The following is a 14,782-nucleotide window of genomic DNA, read 5'->3' on the forward strand; positions in this document are numbered from 1 at the left end:
TCCCTCCAGCATCAACGATCACACCACGAACCGAAAAGGACCAACACCATGAAGCGCTTCGCCTCCGTCTCCGGCCTCGTCCTCGCCACCGGCCTCGCCTTCGCCGCCATGACCGGCACCGCCGCCGCGGACAACAACTCCGAGATCCAGAACGTCACCGTGCCGATCTGCGCCGAGGTGATCGCCTTCACCGGCCTGGACGGCGGCGACTGCAACGTGGTCTCCAAGGACGTCACCTCCGGCATCGTCGCCATGGACTAGTCGTCCCCCGGGCACGGACGTCGTGGGGACGCGGGGCACGGCAGCGGCCGCGCCCCGCGTCCTCGTCCGTACCGGGCCCGGCGTTCAGTACGCGCAGGGCCGGAACTCCACGCCCTCCACCGGGTCGGTGGCCAGCCGGGCGTGCGTGCCCGTGTCGAACCGCTCGTCGCCGTAGCGGAGCTTCTGCCGCTCGATCCCCTCCGGACGGAACCCCGACCGGCGCGCCACCAGGCACGAGGCCGGGTTGTTCAGGCGGTGTCCCAGCTCCAGCCGGAACAGGCCCAGGTCGGCGAAGGCGAACCCGCAGACCAGCAGTACCCCGGCCGTGGCCACACCCCTCCCCCGCGCCTCGGCCAGGGTCCAGTACGACACCCAGCCGAGGTCGAAGTGCCTGTTGGTCACGTCCACCTGGACGTGCCCCAGCACCGGCCCGTCCCCCTCCACGACCGCGAATCCGAACCCCGTGCCCTCCCGCGCCAGGAGCCGCTGCCGGACGATCCACTCACGGGCCTGGTCCGGGGTGGTCGGCACCGTCGGCGCCTGCCAGGCCAGCTCCGGTTCGGCGAACGCCTCCAGCAGCCGGTCGGCGTCCCCCGGCTCCCACTCCCGCAGTCGGTACACACCGGCCCCTCTCGCTCGTCAGCGCTCCGACCGCGCCACGGTACCCCCTCCGGGGGCCTCTCCCGAAGGGGTCCTGGCCGGTGCCGGCCCCACGACGGCGGAACACGTCGGCGAGCGTGTCACACACGGGCCGGGGTGATACGTCCTCCTGTCATGACGACCGATGTCTTCGAAGAGCACCGCTCCCTGCTGACCGGTGTCGCCTACCGCATCCTGGGCACCGCCTCCGACGCCGAGGACGTCGTCCAGGAGGCGTGGCTGCGCTGGTCCGCCGTCGATCCGGACGCCGTCGACGAACCCCGCGCCTACCTGGTCACCGTCGTGTCCCGGCTCGCCATCGACCGGCTGCGCAGCGCCCGCGTCAGGCGTGAGACCTACGTGGGCGCATGGCTGCCCGAGCCGGTCAGCGACGTCCCCGACGGCGCGGAGCGCGCCGAACTGGCGGACTCGGTCGAGTTCGCGCTCATGGTGGTCCTGGAGACGCTCAGCCCCCTGGAGCGCGCGGTGTTCGTGCTGCGCGAGGCCTTCCAGATGCCCCACGCCGAGATCGCCGGGATCATCGGCCGGGAGGAGGCCGCCGTCCGGCAGCTGGCACGGCGGGCCCGCGAGCACGTCCGGAGCCGGCGCCCCCGGTTCGAGGCCGACCGGGCCGCCCGGCGGCGGATCACCGAGCGCTTCCTCCGGGCCTGCGTGGAGGGCGACCTGGACGGGTTGACCGGCCTGCTCGCCGACGACGCCACCCTGGTCAGCGACAGCGGCGGCAGGGCCAGGGCGCCCCGGCGGGTCCTGGAGGGCTCCGCGAAGATCGGCCGGTTCCTGTCGTCCCTGGTGCTTCCGCGCAACGCCGAGCGGTTCCTGCGCTCGGTGGGCCTGGAGGGGAGCGGGCCGGAGGACCTCCGCACCACGGTCACCGAGGTCAACGGCGGTCCGGCGGCGGTCATCTCCGCCAGGGGCAGGACGACCGCGCTGGTGTCCCTGGACATCGCCGACGGCCGGGTCCAGCACGTGTACCTCCTGGTCAATCCGGAGAAGATGTCACGTCTGCGGACGCCCGAACCGTCCTAGAGGTATGGACATCACCGTTGTGGGCGGAGGCCTCGCCGGACTGACCGCGGCCATCGCCGGCGCCGGGAGGGGCGCGAACGTCACCCTGCTGGAAGCGCACCGGGCCCTGGGCGGCCGGGCGTGGTAGGCCGGACGGCGAGGTGCGCCGGTCCGGCCTCCCACGCCCGGCGGAGCGGGGCTCAGGCGGGGGCGTGCGAGACGGCCTCGACGTTGTTGCCGTCGGGGTCGCGCACGAACGCGCCGTAGTAGTGCTCGTGGTACTCGGGCCACACCCTCGGTTCGTGGAGCACTTCCGCGCCCGCCTCGGCGGCGGCCGCGAAGAAGGCGTCCACCGCCGCCCGGTCGGGTGCGGTGAAGGCGATGTGGGACTCGCGGGCCCCGCCCGGCGTGGTCGTGGGCCCGATCCAGAAGTCGGGGGCCGACGTGCCGTAGCCGATGTACTCGCCGTGGTCGAGGACGCGTCCGGCCCCCAGCGGCGCGAGGACCTTGTCGTAGAAGGCGGCGCTCGCCGCGGGGTCGCTGACCTGGATACCGAGATGGTCCAACATGCGCCGATCGTGGCACGCGCCACCGACATTTCTCGGACTGCGGAGCAGGCGAGCCCGCGGAATGCCGGACGCCCCCACGTGGCCTCTTCCGCGAAACCGTCCGGTAACCGAGCGTGCATCCGAATACTGGTCTTCATGAAGACGAGGAGGCATGATGTCCGTCATGACTACCAGGCAGCCGGACGTATCCGAACGACGCCTGACCGTGGACGATCTGGAGAACACACCGGACGACGGTCGGCGGTACGAGTGGGTCGACGGGCGGCTTGACGTGTCACCGGCTCCCAAACCTCTGCACAGTGTCGTGGATACCCGCCTGACCATGCACCTGGCTCTCAACGCACCGGACGAACTCCTCGTCCTCGCTGCTCCCGGGATCAACCTCGATGGAGACCACACCCATCACCGTATCCCTGATCTGACGATCTTCGACTGCGAGTTGCCGTCGCAGGGCTACTTCGACGTCCCCCCGCTCCTGGCAGTGGAGATCGTCTCTCCTGAGAGCGTCCTGCGGGACAACCACAGCAAGCGCCTACGAGTACGCCGCCTTCGGCATTGAGTCCTACTGGATCATCAACCCGCTCGCTGACAAGGTCGGACTCGTCGAGCTCCGCCTGGAGAACGGCTGCTACCAGGAGGTGGCCCAGGTCCACGGCGAGGACGTCTTCGAGACCGAGGCCCCCTTCCCGGTCAGGCTCGTGCCGCACTGGCTCACCGCCGACGGTGCCTGGAGAAGGCACATCGGCGGCGAGCCGGAGGACGCTCAGGCCACCCAGCGGTAGAGGTGCTCCGGACGGCCCGCCGAGCCGTAGCGCATGCGCAGCTCGGCCCGGCCGTCCGCGCACAGATGCTCCAGGTAGCGCCGCGCGGTCACCCGGGACACCCCGGCCCGCTCGGCGACCTCCGAGGCCGACACCTCCCCCTCCGCCTCACGCAGCACCCCCGCCACCAGGTCCGCGGTCGCCGAGGTCAGCCCCTTGGGCAGCGACCGGGCCGCGGGCGGGCGCAGCAGTCCGAACAACCGGTCCACCTCCTGCTGGGTGGCCTCCCCGTCGGCGTCCATCCGGCGCCGCGCCACCGCGTACCGCTCCAACTGGTCGCGCAGCGCGCTGAGCGGGAACGGTTTGAGCAGGTAGTGGACGGCGCCGCCGTGCAGGGCCGACCGCACCTGGGCGATGTCGCGCACGGCGGTGATCATCAGGAAGTCCGTCCGCTGCGGCCCGGCACTGGTCGCGGCGGCGCGCAGGGCGCGCATCACCGAGATACCGGACGCGTCGGGCAGCACGAGGTCGAGCAGCACCAGGTCGGGCTGGTGGCCCCGGATCTGGGTGAGCGCCGACGCGGCCGTGTGCGCGGTCCCCGTCACCGTGAATCCGGGCAGCGACTCCACCAGCTCCTGGTGGTTGCGGGCCACCCGCACGTCGTCGTCGACGACCAGTACGCGGATCACCGGGCCGCTCCCCCCGCCGCCGCGGGCACCCGCAGGGGCAGGCAGGCGGTGAACACCGCGCCCTCGTCGGCGTCGGGCGCCTCCATCTCCACGCTTCCCCCTCTGCCCTCGCACACCTGCTTGACCAGCGCCAGGCCCAGCCCGCGCGTCCCTCCGTCGCGGGACGCCTTGGTGGTGAACCCGAGCCGGAAGATCTCCTGCGCCACGTCGTCGGCCACCCCCGGCCCGGAGTCGGTCACCCGGATCTCCAGCAGGTCGTGCGGCGGGCCGCCGGTGTCGGCCGTGTGCAGCCGCACCATCAGCTCCACCCACCCGTGCGGGGCGCCGACCACCGCGTCGAGCGCGTTGTCGACCAGGTTGCCGAGGACGAGCAGTGCGTCGGAGCGTACCTGCCTGTCCAGGACGGGGACGCTGGTCATGGGGGACAGCCGCAGTTCCACGCCCGTCTCGGACGCCTGCGCGGACTTGGCGATGGCCAGGGCGGCCAGCGCGGAGTCCCCGACGCGTTCGGAGATGTCCGTGCTGGTGCGTGTGTGCGTCGCCGACAGGTCGGCCAGGTAGGCGCGGGCCTCGTCGTAGGCGCCGAGTTCGAGCATCCCGGCGAGGGTGTGCACCCGGTTGGCGAACTCGTGGGTCTGTGCGCGCAGTCCGCGGGTGACCGTGCGCGCGCCGTCGAGCTCTCCGGTGAGGCGGTCCAGTTCGGTGCGGTCCCGGAAGGTGACGACCGCGCCGGCGTCCTCGCCGCGCACCCGGACCGGCATCCGGTTGGCGACCAGGATGCGGTGGCCCGCCAGCAGGAGGCGGTCGTCGCCGGGGTCGGCGCCGGAGACGATGTCGCGGACGCGTTCGGACAGGCCGAGTGCGTCCAGGTGGCGGCCCTCGGAGTCCTCGGGCAGGCCGAGCATGTCCCGGGCGGGCTGGTTGGCCAGGACGAGGCGGCCCTGGCCGTCGACGGCCAGGACGCCCTCGCGGACCGCGTACAGCAGGGCTTCGCGGCTCTCCAGCAGCGCGGTGATGTCGGCGGGTTCGAGGCCGTGGGTCTTGGTGCGCACCTGGCGGGAGAGCGCCCAGGCGCCGCCCACGCCCAGGAGCAGGACCACGGCCACCATGCCCAGTATCGCGGGGACGGCGGCGCGGGCCTCGGTGGTGGCGCTGGAGGTGAGGATGCCCAGGGAGACGTAGCCGACCACCTCGCCCCGGGCGTCGCCGCCGTTGACCGATCCCCCGCCGGAGAAGACGGGGACCTTGGCGCGCACGCTGCGTCCCTGCGTCCCCTCCTGCACGCCGGTCCACTCCCGGCCCCGCGCGGCCGGTCCGGGCGGGGTGGACACGGTGCGGCCGATGAGGTCGTCGTCGGGGTGGGAGTAGCGGGTGCCCTCGGGAGAGGCGATGACCACGAACTCGGCACCGGTGGCGGCGGCGACGCGGTCGGCCAGCGGGTCGAGGACGGCCGCGGGGTCGGGTGACCGCAGGCCGCCGACGACCTCGGGCATCACCGCGACGGACCGGGCCGCGCTCAGGACCCGTTCGGCGTAGTGGCGGTCGACGGCCCGGTCCAGGTGGACCACCCACAGGGCGCCCACGGCGGCCAGGGCCAGTGCCAGCAGGAGCACGTAGCCGATGAACAGGGAGCCGGTGAGCGAGAGGCGGCCGCGCACGGGGGGCGTGGTCATGGGGTCCTCCAGTCGCCGGGGCCGGGGAGAGGCGGGACCCGGCCGGGCAAACGCCCAGGTGGGCGCTTCACGAACAATACGACCAATATGACTCCAGTGTTAACAAAACTCTGACACGGGCGTGCCCGGGGTCACACTGTGGCCTGGATCTCCCCGGTGCCGAGGCTCCGGGGGGACGCACACGTTCATGGAGGAGGAGAGGACCGATGCGCGATCGCGGCGTCCTGATCCGCCTGGCGGGAGGGCTGTGTGCCCTGCTGCTGGTGGGGACGGCACTGTTCGACGTGCGGCAGAGCGCGGCGTCCGGGACCGGGCAGCAGGAGAAGCTCCTGCTGATCGCGCCCGCGGCACCCGGCGGGGGCTGGGACGCGCTGGCCCGGGAGATGCAGAACGGGCTGCGCGAGGAGGACCTGAGGTTCAACGTCGAGGTGCGCAACGCCGAGGGCGCGGGCGGCACCATCGGCCTGGCCCAGACCGTGAACCGCGCGGGCCAGGCGAACGTGCTGACGATGACCGGCATGGGCATGGTCGGCGCGGTGGAGACCACCGGTTCCCCGTACGCGATGGCCGACGCCACCCCCGTCGCGCAGATGGCGTCGGAGTACCTGGCCGTGGCCGTGCCGGCGGACTCCCCCTACCAGTCGCTGGACGACCTGGCCGGGGACTGGCGCGAGAAGGTGGGGACGCTCCCCGTCGCGGGCGGTTCGATGGGCGGCGTGGACCAGATCTTCGCCGCGCAGGTGGCGCGGTCCATGGACATCCCTCCCGGCGAGATCAACTACCTGCCCTACTCGGGCGGCGGCGAGGTGCTGACCTCGCTGCTGTCGGGCACCTCCGACGTCGGGTTCGGGTCGCTGAGCGACTTCGGCGACCAGATCGGCGAGGGGGCGCCGCTGCGCGCGCTGGCGGTCTCCTCCCCCGAGCGGCTGGAGGGCGTGGACATCCCCACCATCGTCGAGCAGGGCTACGACGTGGAGATGTCGAACTGGCGCGGGGTGATCGCCCCGCCCGGGCTGACCGAGGAGGAGGTCGACCGGCTGGAGTCGCTCGTGGACGAGCTGGTCGCCACCGACTCCTGGGCCGACACCCTGGAGCGCAACCGGTGGACCGACACCCACCAGGGGCGCGAGGAGTTCGAGGAGTTCCTCGACGCGGAGATCGCCCTGACCCAGGAGACCATCGAGGAGTTGGGACTGTGACCACCAGGAACGAGGAAACCGTCTCCGCCCCCGGGGACGCGGCCGGGGCCGCCGGGACTCCGTGGAGCGCCCGGACGCCGCGGGTTCCCGGGACGACGAGTCCGGAGACGAGCAATCCGGAGGCGACGGATCCGGAGGCCGCGCCCTGGGGCGGACCGGCCCGGTGGGGCGTGCCCGCGCTGCTCGCGGTGGTCGGTGTGATCGCCCTGTGGGGCGCGTTCACCATCGAGGCGCCTCCCAACGCCACCAGGCCCGGGCCCGGCGCCTTCCCCGGCGCGGTGGGCGTCCTGCTGCTGGCGGTCTCCGCGTGCATGGTGGTGGCGGGCCTGCGCGGCCCGCGCGAGGGCGCCGCCGCGAACACCCTGGCCTGGTTCGAGGGCCGGCCGGTCCTGGTCGTCCTGGCTGGCCTGGTGGTGCACGTCGCGCTGCTGGAGGTCCTGGGCTGGCTGCTCGCGGGGGCGCTGCTGTTCTGGGCGGTGACCCACGCGTTCGGTTCCCGCGCCCACCTGCGTGACGCGGTGGTGGCGCTGTCGATGTCGGCGGCCGTGCAGGTCGGGTTCTCGCTCGGCCTCGGGCTGAACCTGCCCGGCGGCCTCCTGGAGTTGATGCTCTGATGGACGCTCTGTTCCTGCTCATGGACGGGTTGGCCGCCGCGCTGACCCCGCAGAACCTCGTGTGGGCCTTCCTCGGCGTGCTGCTCGGCACCGCCGTGGGCGTCCTTCCCGGCATGGGCTCGGCGATGGCGGTGGCCCTGCTGCTACCGGTGACGTTCCGCCTGGACCCGACGGCCGCGCTGATCCTGTTCGCGGGCGTGTACTACGGCGGGATGTTCGGCGGGGCGACCACGTCGATCCTGCTGAACACACCGGGGCAGGCCTCGTCGATCGCCACCACCTACGAGGGCCACAAGATGGCGCTGGCGGGCCGTGCCGCGCAGGCACTGGGCGCCGCGGTCATCGGCTCGTTCCTGGCCAGCCTGATCGGCACGCTGGTCGTGGCGCTGTTCGCACCGGTCATGGTGGAGTTCGCCCTGAACTTCGGTCCGGGCGAGTACTTCGCGCTCACCGTGTTCTCGTTCGTGGCGGTCGCCGCGGTCGTGTCCGGAGCGGTGCTGCGCGGTCTGGCCTCGCTGCTCGTCGGTCTGGCGATCGGCCTGATCGGCATCGACGCGCAGAGCGGTACCGCCCGGTTCGACTTCGGGTCGGCGACCATGCTGGACGGCATCGACATCGTCATCGTGACCGTCGGCCTGCTCGCGCTGGGCGAGGTGCTGTACGTCGCGGCGCGCGGCGCTTCCGCGCCGGACTTCGCGACGATCCAGACCGGGCGCCCGTGGCTGAGCCTGGGGGACTGGGGCCGGTCGTGGAGGCCGTGGCTGCGCGGCACCGCGCTGGGCAGCGCCTTCGGGCCGATCCCGGGCAGTGGCGCGGAGGTCCCGACCTTCCTGTCGCTGGGTCTGGAGCGCAGGCTGTCCGCGCGCCGGGCGAAGCGCCGGGGCGTGCGCGACGAGTTCGGCGAGGGCGCCATCGAGGGCGTGGCCGGCCCGGAGGCGGCGAACAACTCCAGCGCCGCGGGCACGATGGTGCCGCTGCTGGGGCTGGGCCTGCCGACGTCGGCGACGGCCGCGATCATGCTGGCCGCCTTCCAGCAGTACGGGCTCCAGCCGGGTCCGGTGCTGTTCGAGCGCGACGCCGACCTGGTGTGGACGCTGCTGGCGAGCCTGCTGATCGGCAGCGTCATGCTGCTGGTGATCAACCTGCCGTTCGCGCCCCTGTGGGCGAGGCTGCTGAAGCTGCCCAAGCCGTACCTGTACGCGGGCATCACGCTGTTCTCCGTGCTGGCGGTGTACGCGATCAACACCTCGGTGGTGCACCTGGTGATGCTGCTGGCCGTGGCGCTGCTGGGGCTGGCCATGCGCGCGTTCGGCGTCCCGGTGGCGCCGGCGCTGATCGGCGTGGTGCTCGGCCCGATCGCCGAGACCGAGTTCCGCCGTGCGCTGGCGGCGTCCTCGGGCGACCCGTCGATCCTGGTGGGCAGCGGCATCTCGATCGGCCTGTACGCGCTGGTGCTGGTGGCCGCCGCGGTCCCGGTGGTCGCCGCCCTGCGGCGGCGCCGGGCGGCGCGGGCCCCCGCTCCCGCCGAGCGTGAGACCGCCGACCTGGGTTGACCTCGTCGTCCGCCCTCCTCGCGGCCCCCGGCTCCGTCCGCCAGGGGCCGCACCCGTGCCCGGGAAGTACCGCAGGAGCGAACCAGCCGGGCCCCGGGGGGATCTGTCACCCGTACGGGGGCGTTCCGGCGGGACCGTCCCCTCGCGCCCGGGCCGTGGCCCCGCCGCGGGCGGAACGTGACGGGCGGCACCGAACGGCGGTCGTATGGGTTTTCTGCGGAACTGGCCATTCCTCCTACGGGCGCTGGGCCCCGCGGGCCCCGTCCTGATCGTCTCCCTGACCATGGTCCGGCTCCTGGAGCGGATCGTGCCCGCCGTGACCGCGCTGGCCCTGGCCGCGCTGGTCGGGGTGCTCGCCCCGCCCGCGGCCCCGGGCACGTTCGCGTCCGCGCTGCCGCCGATCCTGGTGCTCGGGCTGGTCGTGCTCGGCGGGCACGCCGGCGAGGCGGCGGCCGCACCGCTGGAGTACCTGGCACGGTCGCGGATCGACGGTGCGCACCGGGAGCGGATCGGCCGGGCCGCGTCCGGGAGCCGCGGGATCGCCGCGCTGGAGGACACCGCCGTCCAGGTGCTGCTGCGGCAGGTGCGCGCCGATCCCGAGCACGGCGTGGAGTCCACGCCCGGCGGCGGGGCGGTCGCCGCGCTGCGGTGGACGTGCGGACTGGCCGGAGCGGTGCTCACCTGCGCGGTCCTGGCCCGGTTCGCGTGGTGGCTGGTCCCGGTGGTGCTGGTGCCCGCCGCCGCGAACCGGTACCTGCGCCACCGGTGGTCGCTCACCGGCGCGGACCGGTGGCGGCTGGCGATCCGGGGCGAGCTGCACGCGGACGTGTGGCGTAGGGCGTCGGTCTCGCCGGGCGAGAGCAAGGACGTGCGGGTCTTCGGGCTCGGGGACTGGATGGTGGACCGGATGCAGGGCCACCTGGTGGAGGCCAACAAGCCGCTGTGGTCGCACATCGACCGCACTCTGCGGCTTCAGTGGTTGCCGTTGGCGCTGGTGCTCGCGGGGCTGGTACCCGCCTACCTGCTGGTGACCCACGGAGCGGTGTCGGGGACGACGACGGTGACGGTGCAGACCGCCGTGCTCGCCGCCGGGTGGTCTCTGTACCAGGCGCTGGGAAGCTCGGCCGACCTGTTCCACATGGCGGGGGCGGCGCGGATCCTGTCGTCCACCGCCGAGCTGCGCCGGCGCCTGGCCGCCGGCGGGACGGTGCCCGAATCGGTGCGGCCGGAGCCGTTCGCCGGCCGGGTGTCGATGGTCCGCTTCGAGGGGGTCTCCTTCACCTACCCCGGTACGGACTCCCCCGTGCTGGACGGGATCGACCTGGAGATCCGCACCGACGAGCTCCTGGCGGTGGTGGGGCTCAACGGCGCGGGCAAGTCCACGCTCATCAAGCTGCTGTGCGGGCTCTACCGGCCCACGGCGGGCCGCGTCACCGCGGACGGGGTGGACGTCACCGCCATGCCCGCCGAGCGGTGGCGGTCCCGTCTGGCCGTCATGTTCCAGGACTTCAACCGCTACGAGCTCTCGGCCGCGGAGAACGTCCTCCTCGGGCGGGCCGGTCCGCACGACCCCGAGGCGCTGGAGGCGGCGGCCGAGGAGTCCGGGTTCGCCGAGGTGCTGGAGCGGCTGCCCCGGGGGTGGGACACGCCTCTCTCCCGCGGCCGGACCGGGGGCGTGGACCTGTCCGGCGGACAGTGGCAGCAGCTCGTCCTGGCGAGGGCGCTCTACGCGGTGCGCGGCGGGGGCGTTCCGGCGAGCCTGCTGGTCGCCGACGAGCCCACCGCGCACCTGGACGTGCGTACCGAGTTCGCGCTCTTCGAGCGGTTGGCGCGGCGGCGCCGGGAGACGGGGATCGTGTTGGTCTCGCACCGGTTGTCCACGGTCCGGCGGGCCGACCGGATCGTCCTGCTGGACGGTGGCCGCGTCACCGAGACCGGCACGCACGAGGAGCTGGTCGCGCTGGGCGGGCGGTACGCCGGGATGTTCGCCGTCCAGGCGGAGCGCTTCCGGACCGGACCGGCCGGCGCGCGGGGAGGGGAGGGATCCGCGTGAGTCCTCGTCACGGCTTATACCGCGCGGAGCACGTCCGCCCCGACGGACCCCGCCGTCACACCGCGTCCGAGAACCACGGCCCCGACGAAGGAGGTCCGGCGTGAACCGCCACCTGTCGCTGTGGTGTGAGGTGCTCCGCCTGTCCTGGCGGACCGCCCCGGGCCTGACCGCGGGTGCGTACGCCGCCGTGGCGGTGTCGGTGGCCGCGGTGGCGGCCGTGGGCCTGTCCCTCCGGGCCGCCGTGGACGCGACCGCCCAGGGGGTGGCGGGGACCGCGCTGCTCGGAGCGGCCGGGGTCGCGGGAGCGTACGCGCTGATCCTGGTCCTGCATGACCTGACCGCGGAACTGGTGGGCACGGTCTCGGACCGCACCGGGCGCATGGCGGTCCACCCGAGGGTGCACCGGGACATCAACGCGGTCCGGGGCCTGGAGCACCTGGAGCGCGGCGACTTCCTGGACCGGGTGAGCCTCGTGCGCCGCTCCACCGGGCTGATCGCCCGCAGCGGGTGGAACGCGGTCCTGGCGGTGGCCCACGTTCTGAAACTGCTGGTGACGGTGGCGCTGCTGAGTGGTGTGGACCCGGTGCTGCTGGTGCTGATCCCGCTCGCGGCGGTACCCGTCTGGTGCGACCACCGGGGACAGCGCCTGGTGGAGCGCGCCGAGGTGGAGGGGGCCGAGGCCTACCGGGTGCAGCAGCACCTGTTCGACACCCTGGTGAGCGCCGCCGGGGGCAGGGAGGTACGGGTGACGGGCGCCGCCGACCGGCTCCTCCGGCTCCGGGCCGGGGCGTGGCGGGAGGCCGAGCGGGTCCGCTTCCGGGCCAGGGCGTTCGCCGCGCTGTGGACCCTGGCCGGGTGGACGGTGTTCGTCGCCGGGTTCACCGGCGGCATCGCGCTGGTGGTCCGTCTGGCCACCGAAGACACAGGCGGTGTCGGTGACCTGGTGTTGACGGTGATGCTGGCGATGAGTCTGCGGCAGACGATGCAGAGCACGGTGGCCACGGCCGCCGAGGCGACCGGGATGCGGCGCGTCATCGAGCCCTACCTGTGGCTGCGCGACCACGTGCGCGCGGAACGGGGGCGCGGTGCGGCGGACGGCCCCGCGCCCGACGCCCTGTCCCGGGGGATCGCCCTGGACGGCGTCTCCTTCACCTACCCGGGCACCGGGCGCCCCGCCCTGGACGAGGTGTCCGTGCTGCTGCCCGCCGGATCGGTGGTGGCGGTGGTCGGCGAGTACGGGTCGGGCAAGACGACCCTGGTCAAGCTGCTGTTGTCCTTCTATGAGCCGGACTCCGGGCGTGTCCTGGTGGACGGCCGTGACCTCGGGCGTGTCAGCACCGAGGGGTGGCGGGCCAGGGCCAGCGCGGTCTTCCAGGACTTCGGCCGGTTCCACACGGTCTTCCGGGAGACCGTGGGGATCGGCGACCTGCCCCGGATCAGGGACCGGGAGGCGTTGCGGGGGGCCGTGCGCGCGGCCGACGCCGGCGCCCTGCTCGACCGGCTGCCCGACGGGTGGGAGACCCAGCTGGGCCGGGAGCTGGGCGGCACCGACCTGTCCGAGGGGCAGTGGCAGCGGACCGCTCTGGCCCGTGCGTCGATGCGCGGGGACCCGCTCCTGTTCGTGCTGGACGAGCCGACGGCCTCACTGGACGCGCCCAGCGAGGAGGCGATCTTCCGCAGGTACATGGAACGGGCCAGGGCGCACGCGGCCGGGACCGGGGCCGTGACGGTGATCGTGTCGCACCGGTTCTCCACCGTCGCGGGGGCCGACCTGGTCCTGGTGATGGACCGGGGCCGGATCGTGGAGTCCGGCACCCACGGGGAGCTGCTGGCCCTGGGCGGCCGTTACGCCGAGCTGTACGGAATCCAGGCCCGCGCGTACGCCCCCGCCTCCGCTCCCCGGGAGTGAGGCGCCGCCCCCGGAATACCTGTTCGCGGAACACACCAAAATCTGTAGTGGCCAATGTAGACATGCGCGTGCGGCACTGCTAGATTTCCTGTCGTAGTCACAGAGATCCAGGAGTTGGACCACCGGATACGCCGGTGGGGAGCAGTACCGCGGGAACGGTTCTCCGCCCGTACGGGGAGGGCCGCGCAGCAACAGCAGGTGCAGTGGCAAGCAGGTCGGCTCGACCGGCGCACACGTGCTTCAAGGTGCCGGGGGCCGGTAGGACCGCAGTACGGCGGTACCGGTGTCCCGCCCGCACGGGGGACGCCGCAGCAGTGAGAAGTGCACGGAGATGAGATCGAGAGGAGCAGATGCCATCAGGATCGCCCGGGTGTGGGGATAGACCGCTCGGGTACCGCAGGCCCCGGTTCGGAAGAAGGTGGTCCACGGTCACACAACCGCGATCCCCGCGTTCCCGTCCCAGCTCGACCTCGGGAAGCGGAAGACCGGCAGCGGCCGGTAGATGGTGTTGAAACTCTCGGGCCCCAGCGCCGTTCGGCGCTGGGGCCCTCGGCGTGCGACCAGGAGAGAAAGAGAAACGCTTGTCCCGTCCCGAAGCCGAAGACCGGTTCGACGATGACGACTACCCCGCCTACACCATGGGCCGCGCCGCGGAGATGATCGGCACCACGCCGGCGTTCCTGCGCGCCCTCGGCGACGCCCGGCTGATCGAGCCCCGGCGCTCGGCAGGCGGCCACCGGCGCTACTCCCGCTACCAGCTGAGGATCGCCGCCCGCGCCCGCGAGCTCGTGGACGAGGGCACCCCGATCGAGGCCGCCTGCAGGATCATCATCCTGGAGGACCAGCTGGAGGAGGCGCTGAGGATCAACGAGGAGCTCCGCGCCTCCGACTCCGGCTCCACCTCACGGACCGACGGACGGTCGTCGCCGTGAGGCCTTCCGGTGGCTCGGAGCACAGCGTGCGGGTGCCAGGCGAGCGGAAGTTCGCCCACTGAGCAATCCGAGCAACACGCCCAGTGGGCGATCACCCAGTCGATGGCCCGACCATCACTCAGCCATCATTCGAACGTGCGCGGGCGCACTCGCACGTGTGCTGCCGTACCACTCGACCAGGCGTCCCCGGCCCCGGCCCGCCGCGGTCACTCCGTGGAGGCCACACCGATCGGGCAGCTGGCGCCGGTACCGCCGATCCCGCAGTAGCCACCCGGGTTCTTGGCGTCCGACAGGTACTGCTGATGGTAGTCCTCGGCGAAGTAGAACTCCTTGAGCGGCGCGATCTCGGTGGTGATCGGCCCGTAGCCCGCCCCGGTCAGTACCGGCTGGAAGGCGTCGCGGCTGGCCTCGGCCGCGGCCCGCTGGGCGTCGTCGTGGTACAGGACCGCCGACCTGTACTGGGTGCCGATGTCGTTGCCCTGGCCCATCCCCTGGGTGGGGTCGTGGCCCTCCCAGAAGACCTTGAGGATCTCCGTGTACGAGATGCGCTCGGGGTCGAACACCACGCGCACCGCCTCGGTGTGGCCGGTCAGGCCCGAGCACACCTCCTCGTAGGTGGGGTTGGGCGTGTAGCCGCCCGCGTAGCCCACCGCGGTCGTGATGATGCCCCGTTCCGCCCCCAGGCGCCAGAACATGCGCTCGGCGCCCCAGAAGCAGCCCATCGCCACGTCGGCGATCTGGCTGCCCTCCGGGTAGGGCGGCGTGAGCCTGGTGCCGAGGACGGTGTGCCTGCCCGGCTCCGGCAGCGGGGTGTCGCGGCCGGGAAGGGCGCGGGCTGGGTCGACCATGGTCGTCTTTGTCCCGAACATGTGTCCAGGGTATCCACGGGAGGAACGCTGCGCAC

General features: G+C 73.0%; 13 protein-coding genes and 2 pseudogenes. 10 read left to right on the forward strand and 5 right to left on the reverse strand.

Annotated elements, in window-relative coordinates; translation table 11 throughout:
• Window positions 1-48 precede the first annotated feature (48 nt).
• Window positions 49-261, forward strand: a complete 213-nt coding sequence (locus A6A08_RS00820) for a hypothetical protein (RefSeq protein WP_073700556.1) — start codon at window positions 49-51, stop codon at window positions 259-261.
• An 84-nt stretch (window positions 262-345) separates the two neighbouring features.
• Here A6A08_RS00820 and A6A08_RS00825 read toward each other — a convergent pair whose 3' ends face one another.
• Complete coding sequence (locus A6A08_RS00825) at window positions 346-882, reverse strand: GNAT family N-acetyltransferase (RefSeq protein ID WP_073700557.1); 537 nt, start codon at window positions 880-882, stop codon at window positions 346-348.
• Window positions 883-1,035: 153 nt separating this feature from the next.
• Here A6A08_RS00825 and sigJ point away from each other — a divergent pair, with 153 nt between their 5' ends.
• A complete protein-coding gene (gene sigJ, locus A6A08_RS00830) occupies window positions 1,036-1,947 on the forward strand; it encodes an RNA polymerase sigma factor SigJ (protein WP_073700558.1) in 912 nt (303 codons plus the stop codon).
• A 4-nt stretch (window positions 1,948-1,951) separates the two neighbouring features.
• Window positions 1,952-2,068: pseudogene (locus tag A6A08_RS00835) on the forward strand (FAD-dependent oxidoreductase); the annotation flags it as partial.
• 58 nt (window positions 2,069-2,126) lie between these two features.
• Here the strand turns inward: A6A08_RS00835 and A6A08_RS00840 are convergent.
• Window positions 2,127-2,495, reverse strand: coding sequence for a VOC family protein (locus A6A08_RS00840; protein WP_073700559.1), 369 nt, complete (start codon window positions 2,493-2,495; stop codon window positions 2,127-2,129).
• A 163-nt stretch (window positions 2,496-2,658) separates the two neighbouring features.
• Here A6A08_RS00840 and A6A08_RS00845 point away from each other — a divergent pair.
• A pseudogene (locus tag A6A08_RS00845) lies at window positions 2,659-3,277 on the forward strand (Uma2 family endonuclease).
• On the opposite strand, the gene A6A08_RS00850 reads toward A6A08_RS00845, so the two are convergent.
• Window positions 3,259-3,945, reverse strand: coding sequence for a response regulator (locus A6A08_RS00850; RefSeq protein ID WP_073700560.1), 687 nt, complete (start codon window positions 3,943-3,945; stop codon window positions 3,259-3,261). The pseudogene A6A08_RS00845 and the gene A6A08_RS00850 sit on opposite strands and share 19 nt — an antisense overlap.
• Window positions 3,942-5,618: a sensor histidine kinase gene (locus A6A08_RS00855; protein ID WP_073700561.1), complete on the reverse strand. Its 1,677-nt coding sequence runs from the start codon at window positions 5,616-5,618 to the stop codon at window positions 3,942-3,944. Before A6A08_RS00855 ends, A6A08_RS00850 begins: the two co-directional genes overlap by 4 nt.
• A 206-nt stretch (window positions 5,619-5,824) precedes the next feature.
• On the opposite strand from A6A08_RS00855, the gene A6A08_RS00860 reads away from it, so the two are divergent.
• From A6A08_RS00860 to A6A08_RS00885, 6 genes are all read left to right on the forward strand, one after another.
• Window positions 5,825-6,817 (forward strand): tripartite tricarboxylate transporter substrate binding protein, encoded by a 993-nt coding sequence (locus A6A08_RS00860; protein ID WP_073700562.1) that lies wholly within the window; start codon window positions 5,825-5,827, stop codon window positions 6,815-6,817.
• Window positions 6,814-7,431: a tripartite tricarboxylate transporter TctB family protein gene (locus A6A08_RS00865; RefSeq protein WP_073700563.1), complete on the forward strand. Its 618-nt coding sequence runs from the start codon at window positions 6,814-6,816 to the stop codon at window positions 7,429-7,431. The genes A6A08_RS00860 and A6A08_RS00865 overlap by 4 nt, the downstream gene beginning before the upstream one ends.
• Window positions 7,431-8,984, forward strand: a complete 1,554-nt coding sequence (locus A6A08_RS00870) for a tripartite tricarboxylate transporter permease (protein ID WP_073700564.1) — start codon at window positions 7,431-7,433, stop codon at window positions 8,982-8,984. The genes A6A08_RS00865 and A6A08_RS00870 overlap by 1 nt, the downstream gene beginning before the upstream one ends.
• A 205-nt stretch (window positions 8,985-9,189) precedes the next feature.
• Entirely contained in the window at window positions 9,190-11,037 is a 1,848-nt protein-coding gene (locus tag A6A08_RS00875; protein WP_073700565.1) for an ABC transporter ATP-binding protein, read from the forward strand.
• 100 nt (window positions 11,038-11,137) lie between these two features.
• Window positions 11,138-12,946, forward strand: coding sequence for an ABC transporter ATP-binding protein (locus A6A08_RS00880; RefSeq protein WP_073700566.1), 1,809 nt, complete (start codon window positions 11,138-11,140; stop codon window positions 12,944-12,946).
• 581 nt (window positions 12,947-13,527) lie between these two features.
• Window positions 13,528-13,878 (forward strand): MerR family transcriptional regulator, encoded by a 351-nt coding sequence (locus A6A08_RS00885; protein ID WP_073700567.1) that lies wholly within the window; start codon window positions 13,528-13,530, stop codon window positions 13,876-13,878.
• 206 nt (window positions 13,879-14,084) lie between these two features.
• On the opposite strand, the gene msrA is transcribed toward A6A08_RS00885, so the two are convergent.
• Entirely contained in the window at window positions 14,085-14,747 is a 663-nt protein-coding gene (gene msrA, locus A6A08_RS00890) for a peptide-methionine (S)-S-oxide reductase MsrA (protein WP_073700568.1), read from the reverse strand.
• Window positions 14,748-14,782 lie beyond the last annotated feature (35 nt).

Origin of the sequence: Nocardiopsis sp. TSRI0078 (assembly GCF_001905145.1) — a bacterium.
Lineage (GTDB): Bacteria > Actinomycetota > Actinomycetes > Streptosporangiales > Streptosporangiaceae > Nocardiopsis.

What these genes read in the sequence shown, in the direction of transcription:
- A6A08_RS00860 (WP_073700562.1), top strand. Translation starts at nt 5,825, where the DNA reads ATGCGCGATCGCGGCGTCCTGATCCGCCTGGCGGGAGGGCTGTGTGCC.
- A6A08_RS00875 (WP_073700565.1), top strand. Translation starts at nt 9,190, where the DNA reads ATGGGTTTTCTGCGGAACTGGCCATTCCTCCTACGGGCGCTGGGCCCC.
- sigJ (WP_073700558.1), top strand. Translation starts at nt 1,036, where the DNA reads ATGACGACCGATGTCTTCGAAGAGCACCGCTCCCTGCTGACCGGTGTC.
- A6A08_RS00820 (WP_073700556.1), top strand. Translation starts at nt 49, where the DNA reads ATGAAGCGCTTCGCCTCCGTCTCCGGCCTCGTCCTCGCCACCGGCCTC.
- A6A08_RS00840 (WP_073700559.1), bottom strand. Translation starts at nt 2,495, where the DNA reads ATGTTGGACCATCTCGGTATCCAGGTCAGCGACCCCGCGGCGAGCGCC.
- A6A08_RS00855 (WP_073700561.1), bottom strand. Translation starts at nt 5,618, where the DNA reads ATGACCACGCCCCCCGTGCGCGGCCGCCTCTCGCTCACCGGCTCCCTG.
- msrA (WP_073700568.1), bottom strand. Translation starts at nt 14,747, where the DNA reads ATGTTCGGGACAAAGACGACCATGGTCGACCCAGCCCGCGCCCTTCCC.
- A6A08_RS00870 (WP_073700564.1), top strand. Translation starts at nt 7,431, where the DNA reads ATGGACGCTCTGTTCCTGCTCATGGACGGGTTGGCCGCCGCGCTGACC.